The sequence below is a fragment of the Sandarakinorhabdus sp. DWP1-3-1 genome (assembly GCF_049896705.1).
Classification (GTDB): Bacteria; Pseudomonadota; Alphaproteobacteria; order Sphingomonadales; family Sphingomonadaceae; genus Sandarakinorhabdus.
Window position 1 is genome coordinate 472,621 of sequence record NZ_JAFCUV010000002.1, and the last position, 16,518, is coordinate 489,138.

Annotated in this window: 13 protein-coding genes; 5 read left to right on the forward strand and 8 right to left on the reverse strand. The window is 70.1% G+C overall.

Annotated features, from left to right (window positions below; genetic code table 11):
* Positions 1 to 2 precede the first annotated feature (2 nt).
* The 5 genes from ACP7AI_RS11740 to modA form a co-directional block, all read right to left on the reverse strand.
* Positions 3 to 707, reverse strand: a complete 705-nt coding sequence (locus ACP7AI_RS11740; RefSeq protein ID WP_426167532.1) for a response regulator transcription factor — start codon at positions 705 to 707, stop codon at positions 3 to 5.
* A 131-nt stretch (positions 708 to 838) separates the two neighbouring features.
* Positions 839 to 1,441, reverse strand: coding sequence for an ATP-binding cassette domain-containing protein (locus tag ACP7AI_RS11745; RefSeq protein ID WP_426167534.1), 603 nt, complete (start codon positions 1,439 to 1,441; stop codon positions 839 to 841).
* On the reverse strand, positions 1,438 to 2,124 hold the full coding sequence (gene modB / locus ACP7AI_RS11750; protein WP_426168338.1) for a molybdate ABC transporter permease subunit: 687 nt from the start codon (positions 2,122 to 2,124) through the stop codon (positions 1,438 to 1,440). Before modB ends, ACP7AI_RS11745 begins: the two co-directional genes overlap by 4 nt.
* A gap of 7 nt (positions 2,125 to 2,131) precedes the next feature.
* Entirely contained in the window at positions 2,132 to 2,551 is a 420-nt protein-coding gene (locus ACP7AI_RS11755; protein ID WP_426167536.1) for a molybdopterin-dependent oxidoreductase, read from the reverse strand.
* A complete protein-coding gene (gene modA, locus ACP7AI_RS11760; protein ID WP_426167538.1) occupies positions 2,548 to 3,297 on the reverse strand; it encodes a molybdate ABC transporter substrate-binding protein in 750 nt (249 codons plus the stop codon). The genes ACP7AI_RS11755 and modA overlap by 4 nt, the downstream gene beginning before the upstream one ends.
* Positions 3,298 to 3,448: 151 nt before the next feature.
* Between modA and ACP7AI_RS11765 the strand changes: the two genes are divergently transcribed.
* The 5 genes from ACP7AI_RS11765 to ACP7AI_RS11785 all read left to right on the forward strand — a co-directional run bounded on the left by ACP7AI_RS11765 (position 3,449) and on the right by ACP7AI_RS11785 (position 12,417).
* Positions 3,449 to 3,943, forward strand: a complete 495-nt coding sequence (locus tag ACP7AI_RS11765; RefSeq protein WP_426167540.1) for a flavin reductase family protein — start codon at positions 3,449 to 3,451, stop codon at positions 3,941 to 3,943.
* Positions 3,933 to 5,504, forward strand: coding sequence for a lipopolysaccharide biosynthesis protein (locus ACP7AI_RS11770; protein WP_426167542.1), 1,572 nt, complete (start codon positions 3,933 to 3,935; stop codon positions 5,502 to 5,504). The genes ACP7AI_RS11765 and ACP7AI_RS11770 overlap by 11 nt, the downstream gene beginning before the upstream one ends.
* Positions 5,504 to 7,342, forward strand: a complete 1,839-nt coding sequence (locus ACP7AI_RS11775) for a DUF885 domain-containing protein (RefSeq protein WP_426167544.1) — start codon at positions 5,504 to 5,506, stop codon at positions 7,340 to 7,342. Before ACP7AI_RS11770 ends, ACP7AI_RS11775 begins: the two co-directional genes overlap by 1 nt.
* A gap of 568 nt (positions 7,343 to 7,910) precedes the next feature.
* Positions 7,911 to 11,861, forward strand: coding sequence for a beta strand repeat-containing protein (locus tag ACP7AI_RS11780; protein ID WP_426167546.1), 3,951 nt, complete (start codon positions 7,911 to 7,913; stop codon positions 11,859 to 11,861).
* Between the two features lie 7 nt (positions 11,862 to 11,868).
* A complete protein-coding gene (locus ACP7AI_RS11785) occupies positions 11,869 to 12,417 on the forward strand; it encodes an OmpH family outer membrane protein (RefSeq protein ID WP_426167548.1) in 549 nt (182 codons plus the stop codon).
* 68 nt (positions 12,418 to 12,485) lie between these two features.
* Here ACP7AI_RS11785 and ACP7AI_RS11790 read toward each other — a convergent pair whose 3' ends face one another.
* The 3 genes from ACP7AI_RS11790 to ACP7AI_RS11800 form a co-directional block, all read right to left on the reverse strand.
* On the reverse strand, positions 12,486 to 13,328 hold the full coding sequence (locus ACP7AI_RS11790; RefSeq protein ID WP_426167550.1) for a PEPxxWA-CTERM sorting domain-containing protein: 843 nt from the start codon (positions 13,326 to 13,328) through the stop codon (positions 12,486 to 12,488).
* A gap of 167 nt (positions 13,329 to 13,495) precedes the next feature.
* On the reverse strand, positions 13,496 to 15,868 hold the full coding sequence (locus tag ACP7AI_RS11795) for a protein kinase domain-containing protein (RefSeq protein ID WP_426167552.1): 2,373 nt from the start codon (positions 15,866 to 15,868) through the stop codon (positions 13,496 to 13,498).
* Complete coding sequence (locus tag ACP7AI_RS11800; protein ID WP_426167554.1) at positions 15,868 to 16,425, reverse strand: ECF-type sigma factor; 558 nt, start codon at positions 16,423 to 16,425, stop codon at positions 15,868 to 15,870. Before ACP7AI_RS11800 ends, ACP7AI_RS11795 begins: the two co-directional genes overlap by 1 nt.
* Positions 16,426 to 16,518: the final 93 nt, after the last annotated feature.

Here is a 16,518-nt window from a genome sequence, read left to right on the forward strand (position 1 = left end):
GTTCAGCCTTCCATGGTTACGGCGGCGACCTGTTCGAGACGATAACCAAAACTGTAGACCGACGCGAGCCTCAGCCCCTGTTCCGGCCGCAGGCCCAGGCGGCCGCGGATCTGCGAGACATGGGCATCGAGCGTCCGGCTCGGGATCTCGGGATTGCGGCCCCACACGGTTTCCATGATGTGGGCCCGCGACAGCGGGCGATTGAGGTTGCGGAACAGCAGCAGCGCCAGGCCGAACTCCTTCGCGGTCAGCTCGACCGGCTCGCCGCGCACCGTCACGGTCATCGCCATCGGATCGAAGACAAGGTCGCCAAAGGCCTCCACCCGCGGCGCGGTCGCCCGGCCATAGCTGCGGCGCAGCAGCGCCTCCACCCGCGACCGCAGCACGCCGGCGTCGACCGGCTTGGTGACATAATCATCGGCGCCGGTGTCGAGGCCGTGGATGATGTCGCCATCGCTCGCCCGCCCGGTCATCATGATCACCGGCGGCGGCGAGGGCAGGGTGGAACGCGCCCAGGCGAGCAGATCGATGCCCGACAGGTCTGGAACCTCCCAGTCGAGCAGCAGCAGGTCGTAGCTTTCCCGGCGCAAGGCCCGGCGCAGCGCCTCGCCACTGTGGAATTCATAACAGGCGTGACCGGCGACGCGCATGCTGGCCGCCACGTCGGCACACATTTCCCGATCGTCATCCAGGATGGCGAGACGCATTCGTTCCTCTTTTCAAACAACTTTCGGTCGTGAAGACGACAGTTAAATGCGCCATAGCAGTCACCTGCCACAGTGGCCGGCGATTATCTTAACGACGTTACAATAAATACCAATTGGACTGCAACTGCGTCCTATTCGACGGTGACGACTTGGGCGCCAAGTGTGATGGCTTCGTCGGGGTCATGCGTCACGTAAAGCAGCGGCAGGTCGAGGGCTGCCTCGCCGATCAATAACAACAGGGCTTTGGCGCGATCGGCGTCGAGATGGGCGAGCGGTTCGTCGAGCAGCAGCGCCGCCGGCCGTGCCAGCAGCGCCCGGCCCAGCGCCACCCGGCGGGTCTCGCCGCCCGACAGATGGCGCGGCCAGCGATCGAGCAGCGCCGCGATGCCCAGCCGTTCGGCCATCGCCGCGACCGCCGCCGGGTCGGCGCGCCGGGCATAGCCCAGGTTGGCGCGCACGCTTAGGTGCGGAAACAGCCGCGCCTCCTGGAACATCACGCCCAGGTCGCGGCGGTGCGCCGGCACGTCGATGCCGGCGGCGGCATCGAACAGCGTGCGGCCGCCGATGCGGACATGGCCGGCCAGCGGCCGCACCAGCCCGGCGATGGCGAGCAGCGCGCTGGTCTTGCCGCCACCCGACGGCCCGACCAGCGCGGTGACCGGCGCATCGCTGGCAATGGCGATGTCGCGGACGAAATCGCCGCGCCGGATGGTGATGGCGACGTCGATGGTCACAACCGGTGCCGCAGCGCCCGCCGCTGCCACCATTGCGCCGCGACCAGCGCCGCAAAGGCGATGACGATGCTGAGCACCACCAGCCGCAGCGCCGAACCTTCGCGCCCCGGCACCTGCAGGAAGGCGTTGATGGCGAGCGGCAGCGTTTCGGTTTCCCCCGGGATCGCCGACACGAAGATCGCCGTCGCGCCGAATTCGCCCAGCGCCTTGGCAAAGCCCAGCACGGTGCCGGCGATGATGCCGGGCAGCACCAGCGGCAGCGTGATGGTGGCGAACACCCGGGTTCGCGAGGCGCCGAGCGTCGCCGCCGCCGCCTCCAGCCGCCGGTCCATCGCCTCCAGCGCCAGCCGCATCGGGCTGACCATCAGCGGCAGCGCCATCACCCCGGCGGCGATGGCAGCGCCGGTCCAGCGGAACAGCACCGACACGCCGATGCCGGCCAGCGCCTGGCCGAGCGGGCCGTCGCGGCCAAAGGCGATGAGCAGCAGATAGCCGGTGACGACGGGCGGCAGCACCAGCGGCAGGTTGACCAGCGCATCGACGAGCGCCTTGCCGGCAAAGCGCCGCCGCGCCAGCACGAAGGCGAGCACAAAGGCCAGCGGCACGGTGCACAGCGTGGCAGCGCCTGCAACCCTCAGGCTGACCAGGATCGCCTGGGTTTCGGCCGGCGTCAGGGCGGCGATCACGGTGTCAGGGTGCCGCCACCACCGCCTGCAGCCGCGCCAGCGCGCGCACCGATCGCGCCGCCCGCGCCTCCCCCGGCACCACCAGCCGCAGCGGCCCGTCGGCAGCGGCCAGCGGTCGGCCGTCGCAGCGGTCCGCGACGATGATGGCGGCGTTGCCGAGCTTTGCGTCGATCTCGCCCAGGCTGAAGACGACGCGATAGCCGTCGGTGGCTTCGGCGACGATCACCGTCACCAAGGCTTGCCCGCGCACGGCCTCGCCGGTCGGCAACCCGGCGCGGGCGACGAGGTCGCTCAGCCGGACGCCGGTGCAGCTGCTCGTCTTGCCGTGGGCGGTCAGCGTTGCGGTCGCCGCGGGCAGGCCGGCGCGGGCCGCCGCGTCGATTGCGATCGGTGTGGCGGCGGCCAGCAGCAGCGCGAGCATCATGGCGTGGTGAACCCCCGGGATTTGAAGATGGCTCTGGCGCGGGGGCCGGACAGGAAGGCGAGGAAGCCGCGCGCCTCGGCATCGGCGCCGGCCGCCACCAGCGCCGCCGGATAGACGATCGGCGGATGGCTGGCGGCCGGGAACACGCCGGCGACGGCGACCCGCCGCGAGGCCCGGGCATCGCTGGCATAGACGATACCCGCCGCCGCATCGCCGCGTTCGACGAACGCCAGCGCGGCGCGGACATTTTCGGCGCTGGCCAGCCGCGGCGCCGCCTGGTCCCAGGCGCCGAGGCCGGCCAGCGCCGCCCGGGCATAGCGGCCGACCGGCACCGATTGCGGGTCGCCGGTGGTCCAGCGGCCCGGCCCGACGAAGGCGGCCAGATCGAAACCGCGCACCAGCCGGGCGGAACGCGGCGCCCGGGCCGGCACCACCAGCACCAGCCGGTTGCCGGCGACATTGCGCCGGCTGCCGGCCACGATCGCACCGGCCGCTGCCGCCGCGTCCATCCATTCCGTGTCGGCGGTGACCAGCACCCCCGCCGGCGCCCCGGCGATGACCTGCCGCGCCAGCGCCGGCGATCCGGCCAGGACCAGCACCGGGCGCGGGTGGCCGGCGGCGGCCCAGGCATCGGCGATCGCCTCCATCGCCTCCGTCATGCTGCTCGCCGCCAGCACGCGCAGCGGCGCCGCCCCGGCGATCCCGGGGACGAACAGCAGCAGCAGGGCGATCAGGCGGGCGAGCATCGGGTCTCGATACGTTATATGCGGCCGAATATATCGCAGCCCGTCCCGCGCTTGGCCAGCCCGGCACCGCGGCCACAGTCGCGCGGCAACATTACCGTGCCACTTCGTCACGCATTGACGCTGCGCGGCGATGGCGTAGGGGTGCGCCGCGATGAACCTTGCCGATCCTCCCTTCGACACCCGCACGCTGCGCGATGCCTTTGGCTGTTTCGCCACCGGCGTCACCGTCGTCACCGGCCGGGCCGCCGATGGCAGCCGCATCGGGTTGACCGCCAACAGCTTCACCAGCGTCTCGCTGGAACCGCCGCTGCTGCTGTTCTGCCCGGCCAATTCGGCCTCGGCGCTGCCCGCCCTGCGCGCCACCGGGCGCTTTGCCATCAACATCCTCGACCTCGATGGCCAGCCGGTCGCCGACCGCTTCACCAGAAAAGGCATCGACCGTTTCGCCGATGCCGATTGGGAGGAATGGGACGGCCTGCCGATCCTGAGCGATGCCAAGGCGGCGTTCGCCTGCACCCTCCACGCCGATCACGACGGCGGCGACCATCGCATCATCGTCGGCCGCGTCACCCGCTTCGGCCAGGCGCCGGAGCGCGAATCGCTGCTCTACCTGCACGGCCGCTACCGGCGGGTGCATGTCGGCTGACGCGAAAGCCGCCGCCGAAACCGCCGAGCTGGCGCGCGGCGGCCGCACCAGCTTCCTCGGCTATGTGCTGCGGCTGGCGGCGCGTTTCCCGTTCCTGTTCATCGCCGGTCGCCTGTACGGCGCCACCGAGCTCGGCCGCTTCGCCTATGCGACGATGGTCGTCGAACTGGTGGCGATGCTGGCGACACTGGGGCTGAAGCGCGGCCTGGCGGAGGACATGGCCCAACGCGGCGTCGCCGCTGCCGACCTTCGCGATGCCGCATCGAGCACCGGCCGCGATGCCGAGGCGCACTCGCTGTACGACGCGCTGCTCGTGTCGGTGCTGGCCGCGCTGCTCGGCGCCGCGGTGCTCATCGCGCTGCCCCGCATCGTCTTTCCCAGTGGCGAGATCACCGGCCTGATGCGGCTGTTCCCGCTGATCATCGTCGCCATCGTGCTGTCCGACATCAGCCTCGCCGGCCTCGCCTTTCGCCACAATATCGGCGCCACGGTCACCGCGCGATCGCTGGTGGAGCCCTGGATGCTGAGCCTCGCCGCGCTGGCGCTGGCCTTTACCATGCTCAAGGGCGACGGCCTCATCATCGCCTATCTGCTTTCGATGGTCGCCGCCGCCATCGCCTCGCTGTGGCCGGCGCTCCGCACCTTCGGCCTTGCACCGCACTGGCAGGTCGATCCCGGCCGGATCTGGCGGCTGGCACGATTGAACCTGCCGCTGGCGGGCGCCGACATCGCCGAATGGGGCGCGCGGCGTCTCGACATCTTCATCCTCGGCCGCTTCGCCAGCCCCGAGATCGTCGGCATCTATTATGTCGCCCAGCAGATCGCCTCGCTGCCGCAGCGGCTGAAATCGTCGTTCGATCCGATCCTGGCGCCCGTCCTCACCACCAATCTCGCCGCCGGCAACATCGGCAAGGTCGCCTCGCACGTTCGCCAGATCGGCTTCTGGGTCGGCGCCGCGCAACTGGGCGTCGTCCTGGCGCTCGGCCTGTCGGGCAAGGCCGGCATGGGGCTGTTCGGGCCGGTGTTCGCCAGCGGCGCGATGGTGCTCGCCGTGCTGCTGACGGTGGAACTGCTCGCCGCCCAGGCCGCGGTGGCGGAAGGCGCGCTGATCTATGTCGCGCGCAATGCCAATCTGATGTGGTCGCTGGCCGGCATCGCCATCCAGCTCGGCGCCAGCCTGGTGCTGGTGCCGCTGTACGGCGGCGTCGGCGCGGCCGGCGGCCTCGCCATTTCGGCGCTGTTCCTGTCGGTCGCCAAGTCGCGGCTGCTGGCGCGCGTCCTCGGCCATCCGGTGTCGGGCTGGCGCTGGATCATGCTGGTCGCCGCCATTCCGGCGTTCCTGCTCGGCGTCGCCTTCATGCGGACGCCCGAATGGTTCCAGCTGGCGCTGGGCCAGTTCATCGTGCTGGCGCTCTATTGCGCGATCATCTGGCGCTTCGGCTTCAAGGGTGCCGACCGTCTGCTGTTCGCCCGGCGCCTGCGCGGCGCGCCGCCCGCCTATCCCGCCGGCACCGAACCGCCCGGCGGCACGCCCATCACCATTTCAACGGGGAGTTCATGATGATCGATACCACCACGCGCCGCCAGCTGCTGCAGGGCGCCGCCACCGCCGGCGCCATCGCGGCGCTGCCCGCCGCCGCGCGCGCCGCGACTGCGCCATCCGCAGGCGATCCGCGGCTGGCCGCCGCGTTCACCACCATCGCCGACCGGCTGCTGCAGCGCAGCCCCGAACAGGCGACGCTGCTCGGCATGGATCGCGGCGCCAATGCCGGGCTCGCCTCGCAACTCGGCGACATCTCGCCCGCCGGCGAGGCCGAGGATCGCCGCGTCTATGCGGCCTCGCGCCAGCTGCTCGGCACCATCCCGCGCTCCGGCCTGCAGGGCGCCGACATCAACAAATATGATTCGGCGGTCTGGGCGCTCGACATCGCCAAGGAAGGCGAACGCTTTCCCTTCGGCTTTTCGGGCACCAACGGCGGCACCCCCTATGTTGTCACCCAGCAGAACGGCACCTACAGTCAGGCCGCCGAATTCCTCGACACCTATCACCGGGTCGAAGATGCCGCCGGCGCCGATGCCTATCTCAGCCGGCTGGACCAGGTCGGCCGCAACCTCGATGCCGAAACCGCCCGCATCCAGGCCGATGCCGCCAAGGGCGTCATCCCGCCGACCTTCATCATCGCCAACGCGCTCGGCCAGCAGGCGCAGCTGCGCGGCGTCGCGGCCGCGCAATCGCGCTTCGTCACCGCGATCGCGACCCGTGCCGCAAAGCTCGGCCTGCCCGATCCGACCGCGCGTGCCACCGCCACCGTCACCGGCCAGATCTATCCGGCACTCGATCGCCAGATGGCGGCGCTGAAGGCGCTGAAGGCGACCGACGATGCCGGCGTCTGGAAGCTGCCGGAGGGCGAGGCCTATTATCAGTATCTGCTGAAGTCGCAGACGACGACCAGCCTGTCGGCCGCCGAAATCCACAAGACCGGCTGGGACCAGAACCGCGCCATCGAGGCCGAGATGGACAAGATCCTGCGCGGCCAGGGCCTGACCAGGGGCAGCGTCGGCGAGCGCACCGCGGCGCTGACGCTCGACCCGCGTTTCCTGCAGCCCGACAGCGATGCCGGCCGCGCCGCCGTCCTCGCCTATTGCCAGGGCCGCATCGACGCGATCCGGCCGCTGATGCCGCGGCTGTCGAAACTCGGCTTGAAGGCCGATGTCCAGGTCAAGCGCGTGCCCGTCGACATCCAGGACGGCGCCAGCCTCGGCTATATGAACTTTGCCAGCCCGGACGGGAAACGCCCGGCAATCTACTACATCAACCTGAAGAACATGACCTTCTGGCCGCAATGGACGCTGGCCTCGCTGACCGCGCACGAGGCGCTGCCGGGCCATGCCTGGCAGGGCGCCTTCCTCGCCGAACATCCCGAGGTCGTCTCGCCGATGGCGCAGCTGATCGGCTTCAATGCGTTCACCGAAGGCTGGGCGCTGTATGCGGAGCAGCTGGTCGACGAATATGGCCTTTATGAAAACGATCCGTTCGGCCGCCTCGGTTATCTCCAGGCGCAGCGCTTCCGCGCCGTCCGGCTGATCGTCGACACCGGCCTCCACGCGATGCGCTGGAGCCGCGACAAGGCGATCGACACGATGGTCGCCGAAACCGGCCGCGACCGCGGCGCCATCACCAGCGAGATCGACCGCTATTGCGCCTCGCCCGGCCAGGCCTGCGGCTACAAGATCGGCCACAACGAGATCCTGAAGCAGCGGACGCGTGCCAAGGCGGTGCTGGGCGCCCGGTTCGATGTGCGGGATTTCAACGATGCTCTCGTCGAAACCGGCGGCGTGCCGCTGGCGGCGCTGCCGGGCGTCGTCGATCGCATGATCGCCCGCGTGCCAAAAGCCTAGGCCCGGCTCGGCTCTTCCCCGCCCGGGAAGGGTCTTCACAATCCCGGCGCATCGCCCTGCCGCCGCGTCCCGACGCGGCGGCAGGCTTTGCCCGTGCGCGAGTCGGGTCAGAAAATGGCCGGAACCTTCATGTGCGACACATAAAATTACCGATCTGCAACAGTGTCTACCAACCTTCGATATAGTTTCGTTTCATAAGCAGAATTCCTGCTTGACTGGGAAAAAAACGTGGCGAAAGTGGCGTTTACGAACACAGAACGAACACGGGGCACCTATACCTTCGATATATACAATAGTCGGCTAGAACATAGCTGAAGCATTAGTGCAACGTGCCATCAAACTCGGGGGGGTTACTATGGATCGCATTCGCGCAAGCTTTGAGACTGTCAATAAAGCGGGACGTCGCCGCAATCGTCTATCCGCTGGGTCATGTGCATCGGGCCTGGCAATTGCCGGCGCCATCCTTGCCGCATCGACGCCGGCATTTGCCGCCCAGCCGACATCACTGGTCAGTGCCTGCTCGGGGGTCAGCCTGCCGCCATCGGTTGTTACCAATATTCTCAGCCCGGTGCTGACCGGGATCGTCAGTCCCATCCAGAACACCGTCAACCCGGCGCTCGGCGTGATCGGACTGATCCCGATCGTCGGCGAGATCATCACGCCGCTCGACATCAACCTGACCGGGCTGCTGGGGTCCGCGGCTGCCGGCGACCCGATCAGCCTGTCGGTGCTCGATCGCAGCGGCACGATCATCGGCCCCGGCAGCCAGTGCAACACGATCAGCGATTCCTATCAGCTCGACACGCCGGCCGGCATTGCCATCGGCGGCAATCGCATCACCGGGCTGGGCGCCAACGGCCTCGATGCCGTCGCCGGCGAACTCGGCTCGATCGCCTTCGGCAACAGCGCAACGACGGCGGCCAGCGCCACCAACGCCGTCGCCATCGGCACCGGGGCCAGCGTCGGCGCGGGTGCGACGGCCGGCGTCGCGCTCGGCGATGCCGCTTCGGTCACCGCCGCCAACAGCGTCGCCATCGGCGCCGGATCGGTCGCCGCCCGCGGTGCCCAGGCCGGCTATGTCGCCGTCGGGCTCGCCGCCCCGCAGACGTCGGTGGGCGAAGTGTCGGTGGGCTCCGCCGGCAATGCGCGCCAGATCACCAATGTCGCCGCCGGCTCGGCACCGACCGACGCCGTCAATGTCAGCCAGCTCGCCGCGGTGGGCAGCGCCGCGGTCAACGCCGTCCAGTACGATCTCGACGGCGGCGGCACCCGCACCAACACGGTAACGCTCGCCGGCGGTGCCGCCGGCCCGGTCACCGTCACCAACGTGGCACCCTCCGCCCTGTCCGCCACCTCCACCGATGCGGTCAACGGCGGCCAGCTGTTCGCCACCAACGGCCAGGTCACGACGAACACCACCAACATCGCGACCAACACCACCAACATCGCCGGCAACACGACAAACATCACCAACCTGACCAACGGCACCGCTGGCACTGTCCAGCGGACTGCGGTGGCTGACGCGCTCGCGTTGACAGCCGTCGGCGGCAGCGGCGTCGCCCCGGGCACCCCCCAATCCCTCGGCAACGTCGCGGCTGGCGCGCTCGGGGCCAGCTCGACCGATGCGGTGAACGGCAGCCAGCTGTTCGCCACCAACAGCCAGGTGACGACCAACACCACCAATGTCGCCGGCAATACGACGAACATCACCAACCTGACCAACGGCACCACGGGTCTCGTCCGCCAGGTCGGCGGCGCTCCCGGCAGCGGCCAGATCACCGTCGGCGCCGAAACCGCCGGCACCAGCGTCAGCGTTGCCGGCACGGCGGGTAATCGCACCGTCGCGGGTGTCGCTGCTGGCGTCGCCGCCACCGATGCTGTCAATGTCGGCCAGCTCGGCGCGGTCGGCGCGCTCGCGTCGAATTCGGTGCAGTACGACCTCGACGGACTCGGCAACCGGCTGAACAGCGCCACGCTGGTCGGCGGCGCCGCGGGTCCGGTCGTCCTCGGCAATGTCGCGGCAGGGACGCTCGATGCCACCTCGACCCAGGCGGTCAACGGCAGCCAGCTGTTCGCGACGAACACCCAGGTGACGACGAACACCACCAATATCGCCACCAATACGGCGAACATCGCCACCAACACGACCAACATCGCCGGTGCGACCACCAGCATCACCGCGCTGAACAACGGCACCGCCGGCACCGTGCAGCGCACCGCCACGCCCAACACGCTGGCATTGACGGCACCCGGCGGCACCGGCGCCGCGCCCGGCGCGCCCCAGGTGCTGGGCAATGTCGCCAGCGGCGTCGCCACCACCGATGCGGTCAACGTCGGCCAGCTGGAAGCGATCAGCACGAGCGTCGCCAACGTCGTGCAGTATGACGTCGATGGCCTCGGCAACCGGCTGAACAGCGCCACGCTGATCGGCGGCGCCGCGGGTCCGGTCGTCATCGGCAATGTCGCCGCCGGCGTGCTCGATGCCACCTCGGCGCAGGCGGTCAACGGCAGCCAGCTGTTCGCCACCAACGCCAATGTCGCGGCCGCCAGCCTCGCCGCCGCCAATGCCAATCTGGGCGTCACCGGCGTCACCGGCGTGCTCGGCGGCAGCTATGACCCGGCGACGCGCACCTACACCGGTCCCACCTACAACACCGTCGGCGCGACGACCGCGACCACGGTGCAGGGCGCATTCGACAACTACAACAGCGCCATCGCCGGCCTGTCCGGCGGCAGTCTCGGCCTTGTCCAGCAGGTCGGCGGCGCGCCGGGCAGCGGGCTCATCACCGTTGGCGCGGCGACGGGCGGCGCGGCCGTCAGCGTCGCGGGCACCGCCGGCACCCGCACCATCCAGGGCGTCAGCGCCGGCGTCGCCGCGACCGATGCCGCCAATGTCGGCCAGCTGGCCGCCGTCGGCGATGTTGCCGGCAATTCGGTACAGTATGACAGGGATGGCGACGGCAACCGGATCAACAGCGTCACCCTTGTCGGTGGCGCGGCCGGGCCGGTGGTGGTCACCAATGTCGCCGCGGGCACCTTGTCGGCCAGCTCCAGCGACGCCGTCAACGGCGCGCAGCTGTTCGCCACCAACACCAACGTCACCAACAACACCACGGCAATCACGTCCCTCACGACCACCATCAACAACGGCTCCGTCGGGCCGGTGCAACGCGCGCCGGGGGCGGACACGTTGGCCTTGGTCGCCGCCGGCGGGACGGGTGCAGCCCCCGGCAATGCGCAGCTGCTCGGCAATGTCGCAGCCGGCACGGTCGCCGCGGATTCGACCCAGGCGGTGAATGGCAGCCAGCTGTTCGCCACCAACACCAATGTCGCCGCGGCCACGGCGGCGGCGGCCAACGCCAACAGCGGCGTCACCGGCGTCGCCACCGTCGTCGGCGGCACTTACGACCCCGCCACCGGCACCTACACCGGACCGACTTACAATACCGTCGGCGGCACCACCGCGACGACGGTCCAGGGCGCCTTCAACAACTACAACGGCGCCATCGCCGGGCTGTCGAACGGCACCATCGGCCTTGTGCAGCAGGCGACGCCGACCGCGCCCATCACCGTCGGGGCGACCAGCAGCGGCACCGTCGTCGATGTCACCGGCAACGCCGGCACGCGCACCGTGACCGGCGTGTCGGCCGGCGCGGTGACGGCGACATCCAGCGACGCCGTCAACGGCAGCCAGCTGTTCGCCACCAATACCAATGTGACGACGGCGCAGACAACCGCGACCAACGCCGGCAACGGCGTGGCGGCGGTCGCCGCGGCGCTCGGCGGCGGCGCCGGCTACGACACCGCCACCGGGGTCTCGACGGCGCCCAGCTACACGATCCAGGGCGCCACCTACACGACGGTTGCCGGGGCGCTGGGGGCCCTCGATGGCGCCGTCGGCGGTGCCGGCCAGGCAGCGCCGTTCCGCGGCAACAATACCGCCAACCGGCCGATGGCCGTGGCGTCGGGGGCCAATGCCACGGCCGGCGGCTTCGGCGCCGTCGCCAGCGGTGCAAGTTCGCTGGCGCTGGGCACCAACGCCACGTCGAGCGGGGTCAATTCGGTCGCCCTCGGCGCCGGGTCGAGCGACGGCGGCCTTGCCAATGTCGTGTCGGTCGGCGGCGTCGGCTCCGAACGGCGGATCACCAATGTCGCCAACGCCGTCAACGCCACCGATGCCGTCAACCTGGGCCAGGCGACGGCGCTGTCGAATTCGGCGCTGTCGCAGGCGAACAGCTATACCGATGTCCGCATCGGGGCGCTCGGCTTCGACCTGTCACGCCGGATCGACCAGGCCGGCGCCAGCGCCGCGGCCCTCGCCGGCGTCCCCCAGGCGATCCAGCCCGGCCGCAGCTTTGCCGGGGCGGCGATCGGCGGCCGCGGCAATGCCGTCTCGCTCGCCTTCGGCCTGTCGACCATCCTGACCGACGATCACAACATGATCTTCAAGGCCGGCGTCGCGCTCAACACCACCGGCGGCTACGCCACCTACAACGCCGGCGTCGGCTTCCACTTCTGATAAGGAGATGATCTCCCTTCGGGTCATAAACCTCAACCGGGGCCGCGGCCCCGGTTGTTTCCTTTTGCTCGCGCTGCTGGCCGCGCCGGCGGCGGCCCAGACCGCCCGGCCGCTCAAGATCTGCGTGCTCAGCCAGGCGCGGCTGATGCGCGAATCGCCACCGGCGCTGGAAGCGCTCGCCCGGTTCCGCGGCGTGCGCGCGCAGCTGGCGGCCCAGGTCACCGCCGAACGGGGCGCGATCGACAGCGAAACCGCCGAAACCGATCAGCTCGCGCGCAAGGTCGATCCGCGCGTCATCACCGAGCGGCGCGCCGCCACGGCCGCGCGCCGCGCCAATCTCGATGCCATGCTGGCGCAGGATGCGGCGTCGCTCGAAACCTTCAACCAGACGCTGACCGCGGCGGTCAACACTGCGGCCGGGCCGGCGATCATGGCGGAGGAAAGGGCGCAGCGCTGTTCCCTGCTGCTGGCGCGCGAATATGTGCTCAACGTCGACGACAGCGCCCTCGACATCACGGGGCGGGTGCTCGGCCGGATGGTGGCCCCGCCCCGCTGAACGACCTCCGGCGATCGGGCGACGCCCCCGCCGCCCGACCGCCGTGGCCGTCCCCATCGGGCGCGCGTTCAGGCGGCGACCCGAACCCGCTGGCGGCGTGCCATGGCGCCGATGGTGCCGAAACCGATGATGAGCAGCGCCCAGTTGGCGGGTTCGGGCACGCCCGGGGTCACGCCGGGGGTCTGGCCGAAGCCCAGGAAGACGCCGGAATGCGAGGTGAAGCTGGCGCCGGCGGGCGCGTCGATGCCGATGGTGCCGGTGTTGAGGAAGTTCATGGTCACCGGGCCGACATCGTCGCCGGGACGGACGATCAGGTTGAAGGCGGCAAAGACGTCGTAGGAATTGCCGCTGACGAGATCGACCCAGCCGCCAAGATCGCTGTTGAAGACGAATTCGGTGAAGGCCGGATCATCGTAGTTGAAGGTGAGCGAGACATCGTTGCCGAGCAGCGCCTCGCTGCCCTTGGGATCGTACTGCGTCCAGTTGTTGTAGGTGGCGCCGGACGCGGCGTCGAAGACCGCGAAATGCGCCTGGATGCCGATGTAGCGCGACCCCGATGCCGGGGCGCCGCCCAGGGTTTCCTGCGCCGCGGTGATGACGCCGTCGAAATCGAAGGAAAAGCGCACCGGGGTGCCGGTCTCGCCGGTGAAGCGGATGCGGTCGCCCATGGTACCGGTGGCGATGCCGAAGCTGGGGCCGGGACCGTTCATCTCGAGATAGGTCTTGATGGTGCCGTCGGCGAGATCGACATGCGCCGCCAGCGACTGATAGCCGTCGTTGAAGGTCTGCGAGGCCTGTGTGGCGCCGTTCTGGATGATGCCGTCGACGCGTTCGCCGCTGTACTGGAGCACCGGCCGGACGAAATAGGACGCCTGTGCGGCGCTGCCGAGCGCCAATGTGGCGATGGTCATCACGAGCGGCAGAGCCGCCCCCCGTGCGATCTTGCGAGTTTGCCGTATCATCGAACACCCCTGGTCAGCGACGCCGCACCATGCGGCCCTGCAGACTAAGGCGCGCAAACGCCGTGCCACGGCTCAGGCGGGGTGAACTATTTCTTAATGCGTCGTCTTCGCCGAACTCACAGATCTTCGAACACGGTGACCTTCGCCCCGGCGACGCACTGGGCGATGCCGGCGCGCAGGCGCGGCACCGCCTTGGCGCGGTCCTCCCCACCGAGGTTGCGATTACCCTCCAGCAGCGCCAGCGCCTCCTGCCATGCGGCACAGGCGCGGCCCCGGGCGCCGCCGGTGTAGAAGTTGCCGCCGACCGTCGTCAGTGCCATCGCCATGCTGCGCCGCGGGCCATCGGTGTCGCCGGCCAGCGTGACCATGCGGCGATGCGCGGCGACGACTTCGTCGGAGATGGCAAAGGCCTCGGCAGCGCGGCCGAGGTCGATCAGCACCTGCGCCTGCACCTCGCCGGTAAAGGCGACAAGCTGCAGCGAGCTGGCGTCGCCGTTGCTGCGCTGGCGCAGGGCGCGGGCGATGGCAACCGCTTCGGCGATCGAGGCGGCGGCATCGGCAAGGTGATCGTCGGTACGCTGCAGGACGGCGCGATACCAGAGCGACAGCGCCAGCTTGCGCGGCAGCGCCGGGTCGTCGGGCGCGGCCGCGACCAGCGCGCGGTTGAGGGCGACGGCCTGGTTCACCGCCGCCAGCGCCGCGGTCTCGTCGCCGAGCTTGTGGTTGGCCTCGGCCAGCAGGCGCAGGTTTGCCGATCGCACCATGCGCAGCGGGCGCGCGTCGGCGATTCCCGGCGGCAGGCCGGTGATGAAGGCTTCGGCAGCGCGATATTCGGTGCGCGCCGCGGCATAATCGTCGGACCAGGCATAGCTGTCGCCCAGCCCCTGCGCGGCCAGCGCATACAGCCGGGCGGAATCGACGCTGCGCGCCGGATCGGCACCAAGCAGCCGCCGCGCCTCCAGCGCCTTGCGGCGCGCGGTTGCCGGGTCATTGTCGGTATAAAGCGCCGTCGCCGTCTGTTCGACGAGCAGGTCGGCATAGGCGATGGTGACCGCCGGATCGTCGGGATATGCGCGGTGCAGCGGCGCGAGGATGGCGTCGGCGCGGCCGATGAGCTTGCTGCCGTCCTCGAGCCGGCCGAGCTGGTTGTCGCCGCCGTTGCCGACAACCTTGGCGAGGCGGAGGAAGCCGAGCCCGGTTTCGATGCGGACGTCGCGGGGCGCATCCTTTTGCGCCGCCAGCGCGAGCAGGTAGGTCTGGCCGGTTTCGGCGAGCCGGGCGCGGGCGACGGCGCTGCCCGGCACCTTGCCGACTTCGTCATAGGCGTCGAACAGCAGCGACCTGGCGATGGCGCGGGTCTGGGCAAAGCGCTGCTCGGCCTCCACCCGCGCGGTCTCGGCGCGGGCATTGGCGGCGAGCGTGGTGCCGAGCGCGCCGACCAGCAGCACGACGGCGGCGGTGCCGGCGGCAACCCCGATCCGGTGGCGGGCGACGAAGCGCCCGATGCGGTAGCGGCGGCCGCCGTTGCGCGCGGCGACGACATCGCCGGCCTGCCAGGCGCGGACATCGGCGGCGAGCGCATCGACACTGGCATAGCGCGCCTGAGGCTCTGCGGCACGGGCGCGGGCGATGATGGCGGCGAGGTCGCGGTCGCCGCGGTCGCTTTCATCGGGCAGCATCAGGGCGAGGAGGACGCCCAGCGAATAGACGTCGGACAGGGTGGTGGCGGGATCGCCGGCGATGCGTTCGGGCGCGGCGAACCCCGGCGTCAGGCTGCGCGCGACGACGCCCGGCACCCGGTCGGGCGGCGTGGCCAGCGGCGGCCGGGCGATGCCGAAATCGATGAGCCGGGCATTGCCGTCGCGGTCGACGAGGATGTTGGCCGGGGTCAGGTCGCGATGGATGATGAGGTTCTGATGCGCAAAACCGACGGCGCTGCAGACATCGAGGAACAGCGCGGTGCGGGCGGCGATGGACGGCCCCGATGCCAGCCATTCGTCGAGCCGGATGCCGTCGACATGTTCCATGACGATATAGGGCTCGCCGGCCGGGGTTTCGCCGCCGTCGAACAGCCGGGCGATGTGCGGGTGCGACAGGCGCGCCAGCGTCTGGCGTTCGCGGGCGAAGCGTTCGATGAAGACATCCGACAGCGCGCCGGGGCGGATCAGCTTGATGGCGACGACATGGTCGAAATCGCCGGTGTCGCGTTCGCCGCGATAGACGGCACCCATGCCGCCGACGCCGATCAGCCGGGTGATGCGATAGCGGCCGATGCGGTCGGGCATCGGCGCGTCGGTGACGGCGGCGGCGGCCGAGCCGGTGCGCAGGCGCGATTCGTCGCTGGCGGCGAGCAGGCGGCGGAGGCGGGCGGCGAGGGCCGGGTCATCGCCGGTGGCGTCGGTGATGAAGGCGTCGCGGGCATCTGGCGGCAGCGCCAGCGCGGCGTCGAGAAGCGGCAGCGCCCGGGCATCGAGCGCCGCGTCGGCCATCAGGCGTCGGACATTTCGGCCAGCAACCAGAGCCGGGCCGAGGCCCAGCGGCGTTTCACCGTCGCCTCGGAACAGCCCAGCACCGCGGCGATGTCGCGGATCTCCAGCCCGCCGAAATAGCGCATCTCGACGATATCGGCGCGTTCGGGGTCGATACGGGCGAGGTCGTCGAGCGCCGCCGACAGCCGCTCGATCTCGCAGTCGGGATCGTCGAGGGCGACGCCGGTGAGCAGCTCGACCTTCTCGTGCTTGCGCTTGTTGGTGCGGCGCGAACGCAGGTGATCGAGCAGCGCCCGCCGCATCATCGTCGCCGACAGCGCCTTGAAATGCTGGGCATCGGCCCAGTCGATCCGATCGAGCGCCACCAGGCGCGCGACCGATTCCTGGACGAGATCGCCCGTCGACAGCGAACAGCCGCGCTCCCCGCGCAGCATGGCGGCGGCCGATCGGCGCAGGTCGGGATAGAAGGCGGCGAACAGCGCGTCGCGGGCGTGCATGTCCCCACCCCGCCAGCGGACCAGCAAGGCCCGCGTATCATGCTCCCCGACTCCGCTCATTTCCCCAAATTAACCGTTTGTTGGCAGTCGTAAAGCCGTGTCGTGACGAACCCGACGCAAAAAAATCCAGATGTGCGTGAGCCGTTTGGCCCG

What these genes read in the sequence shown, in the direction of transcription:
- ACP7AI_RS11740 (WP_426167532.1), bottom strand. Translation starts at nt 707, where the DNA reads ATGCGTCTCGCCATCCTGGATGACGATCGGGAAATGTGTGCCGACGTG.
- ACP7AI_RS11755 (WP_426167536.1), bottom strand. Translation starts at nt 2,551, where the DNA reads ATGATGCTCGCGCTGCTGCTGGCCGCCGCCACACCGATCGCAATCGAC.
- modA (WP_426167538.1), bottom strand. Translation starts at nt 3,297, where the DNA reads ATGCTCGCCCGCCTGATCGCCCTGCTGCTGCTGTTCGTCCCCGGGATC.
- ACP7AI_RS11765 (WP_426167540.1), top strand. Translation starts at nt 3,449, where the DNA reads ATGAACCTTGCCGATCCTCCCTTCGACACCCGCACGCTGCGCGATGCC.
- ACP7AI_RS11770 (WP_426167542.1), top strand. Translation starts at nt 3,933, where the DNA reads ATGTCGGCTGACGCGAAAGCCGCCGCCGAAACCGCCGAGCTGGCGCGC.
- ACP7AI_RS11775 (WP_426167544.1), top strand. Translation starts at nt 5,504, where the DNA reads ATGATCGATACCACCACGCGCCGCCAGCTGCTGCAGGGCGCCGCCACC.
- ACP7AI_RS11785 (WP_426167548.1), top strand. Translation starts at nt 11,869, where the DNA reads ATGATCTCCCTTCGGGTCATAAACCTCAACCGGGGCCGCGGCCCCGGT.
- ACP7AI_RS11790 (WP_426167550.1), bottom strand. Translation starts at nt 13,328, where the DNA reads ATGACCATCGCCACATTGGCGCTCGGCAGCGCCGCACAGGCGTCCTAT.
- ACP7AI_RS11795 (WP_426167552.1), bottom strand. Translation starts at nt 15,868, where the DNA reads ATGGCCGACGCGGCGCTCGATGCCCGGGCGCTGCCGCTTCTCGACGCC.
- ACP7AI_RS11800 (WP_426167554.1), bottom strand. Translation starts at nt 16,425, where the DNA reads ATGAGCGGAGTCGGGGAGCATGATACGCGGGCCTTGCTGGTCCGCTGG.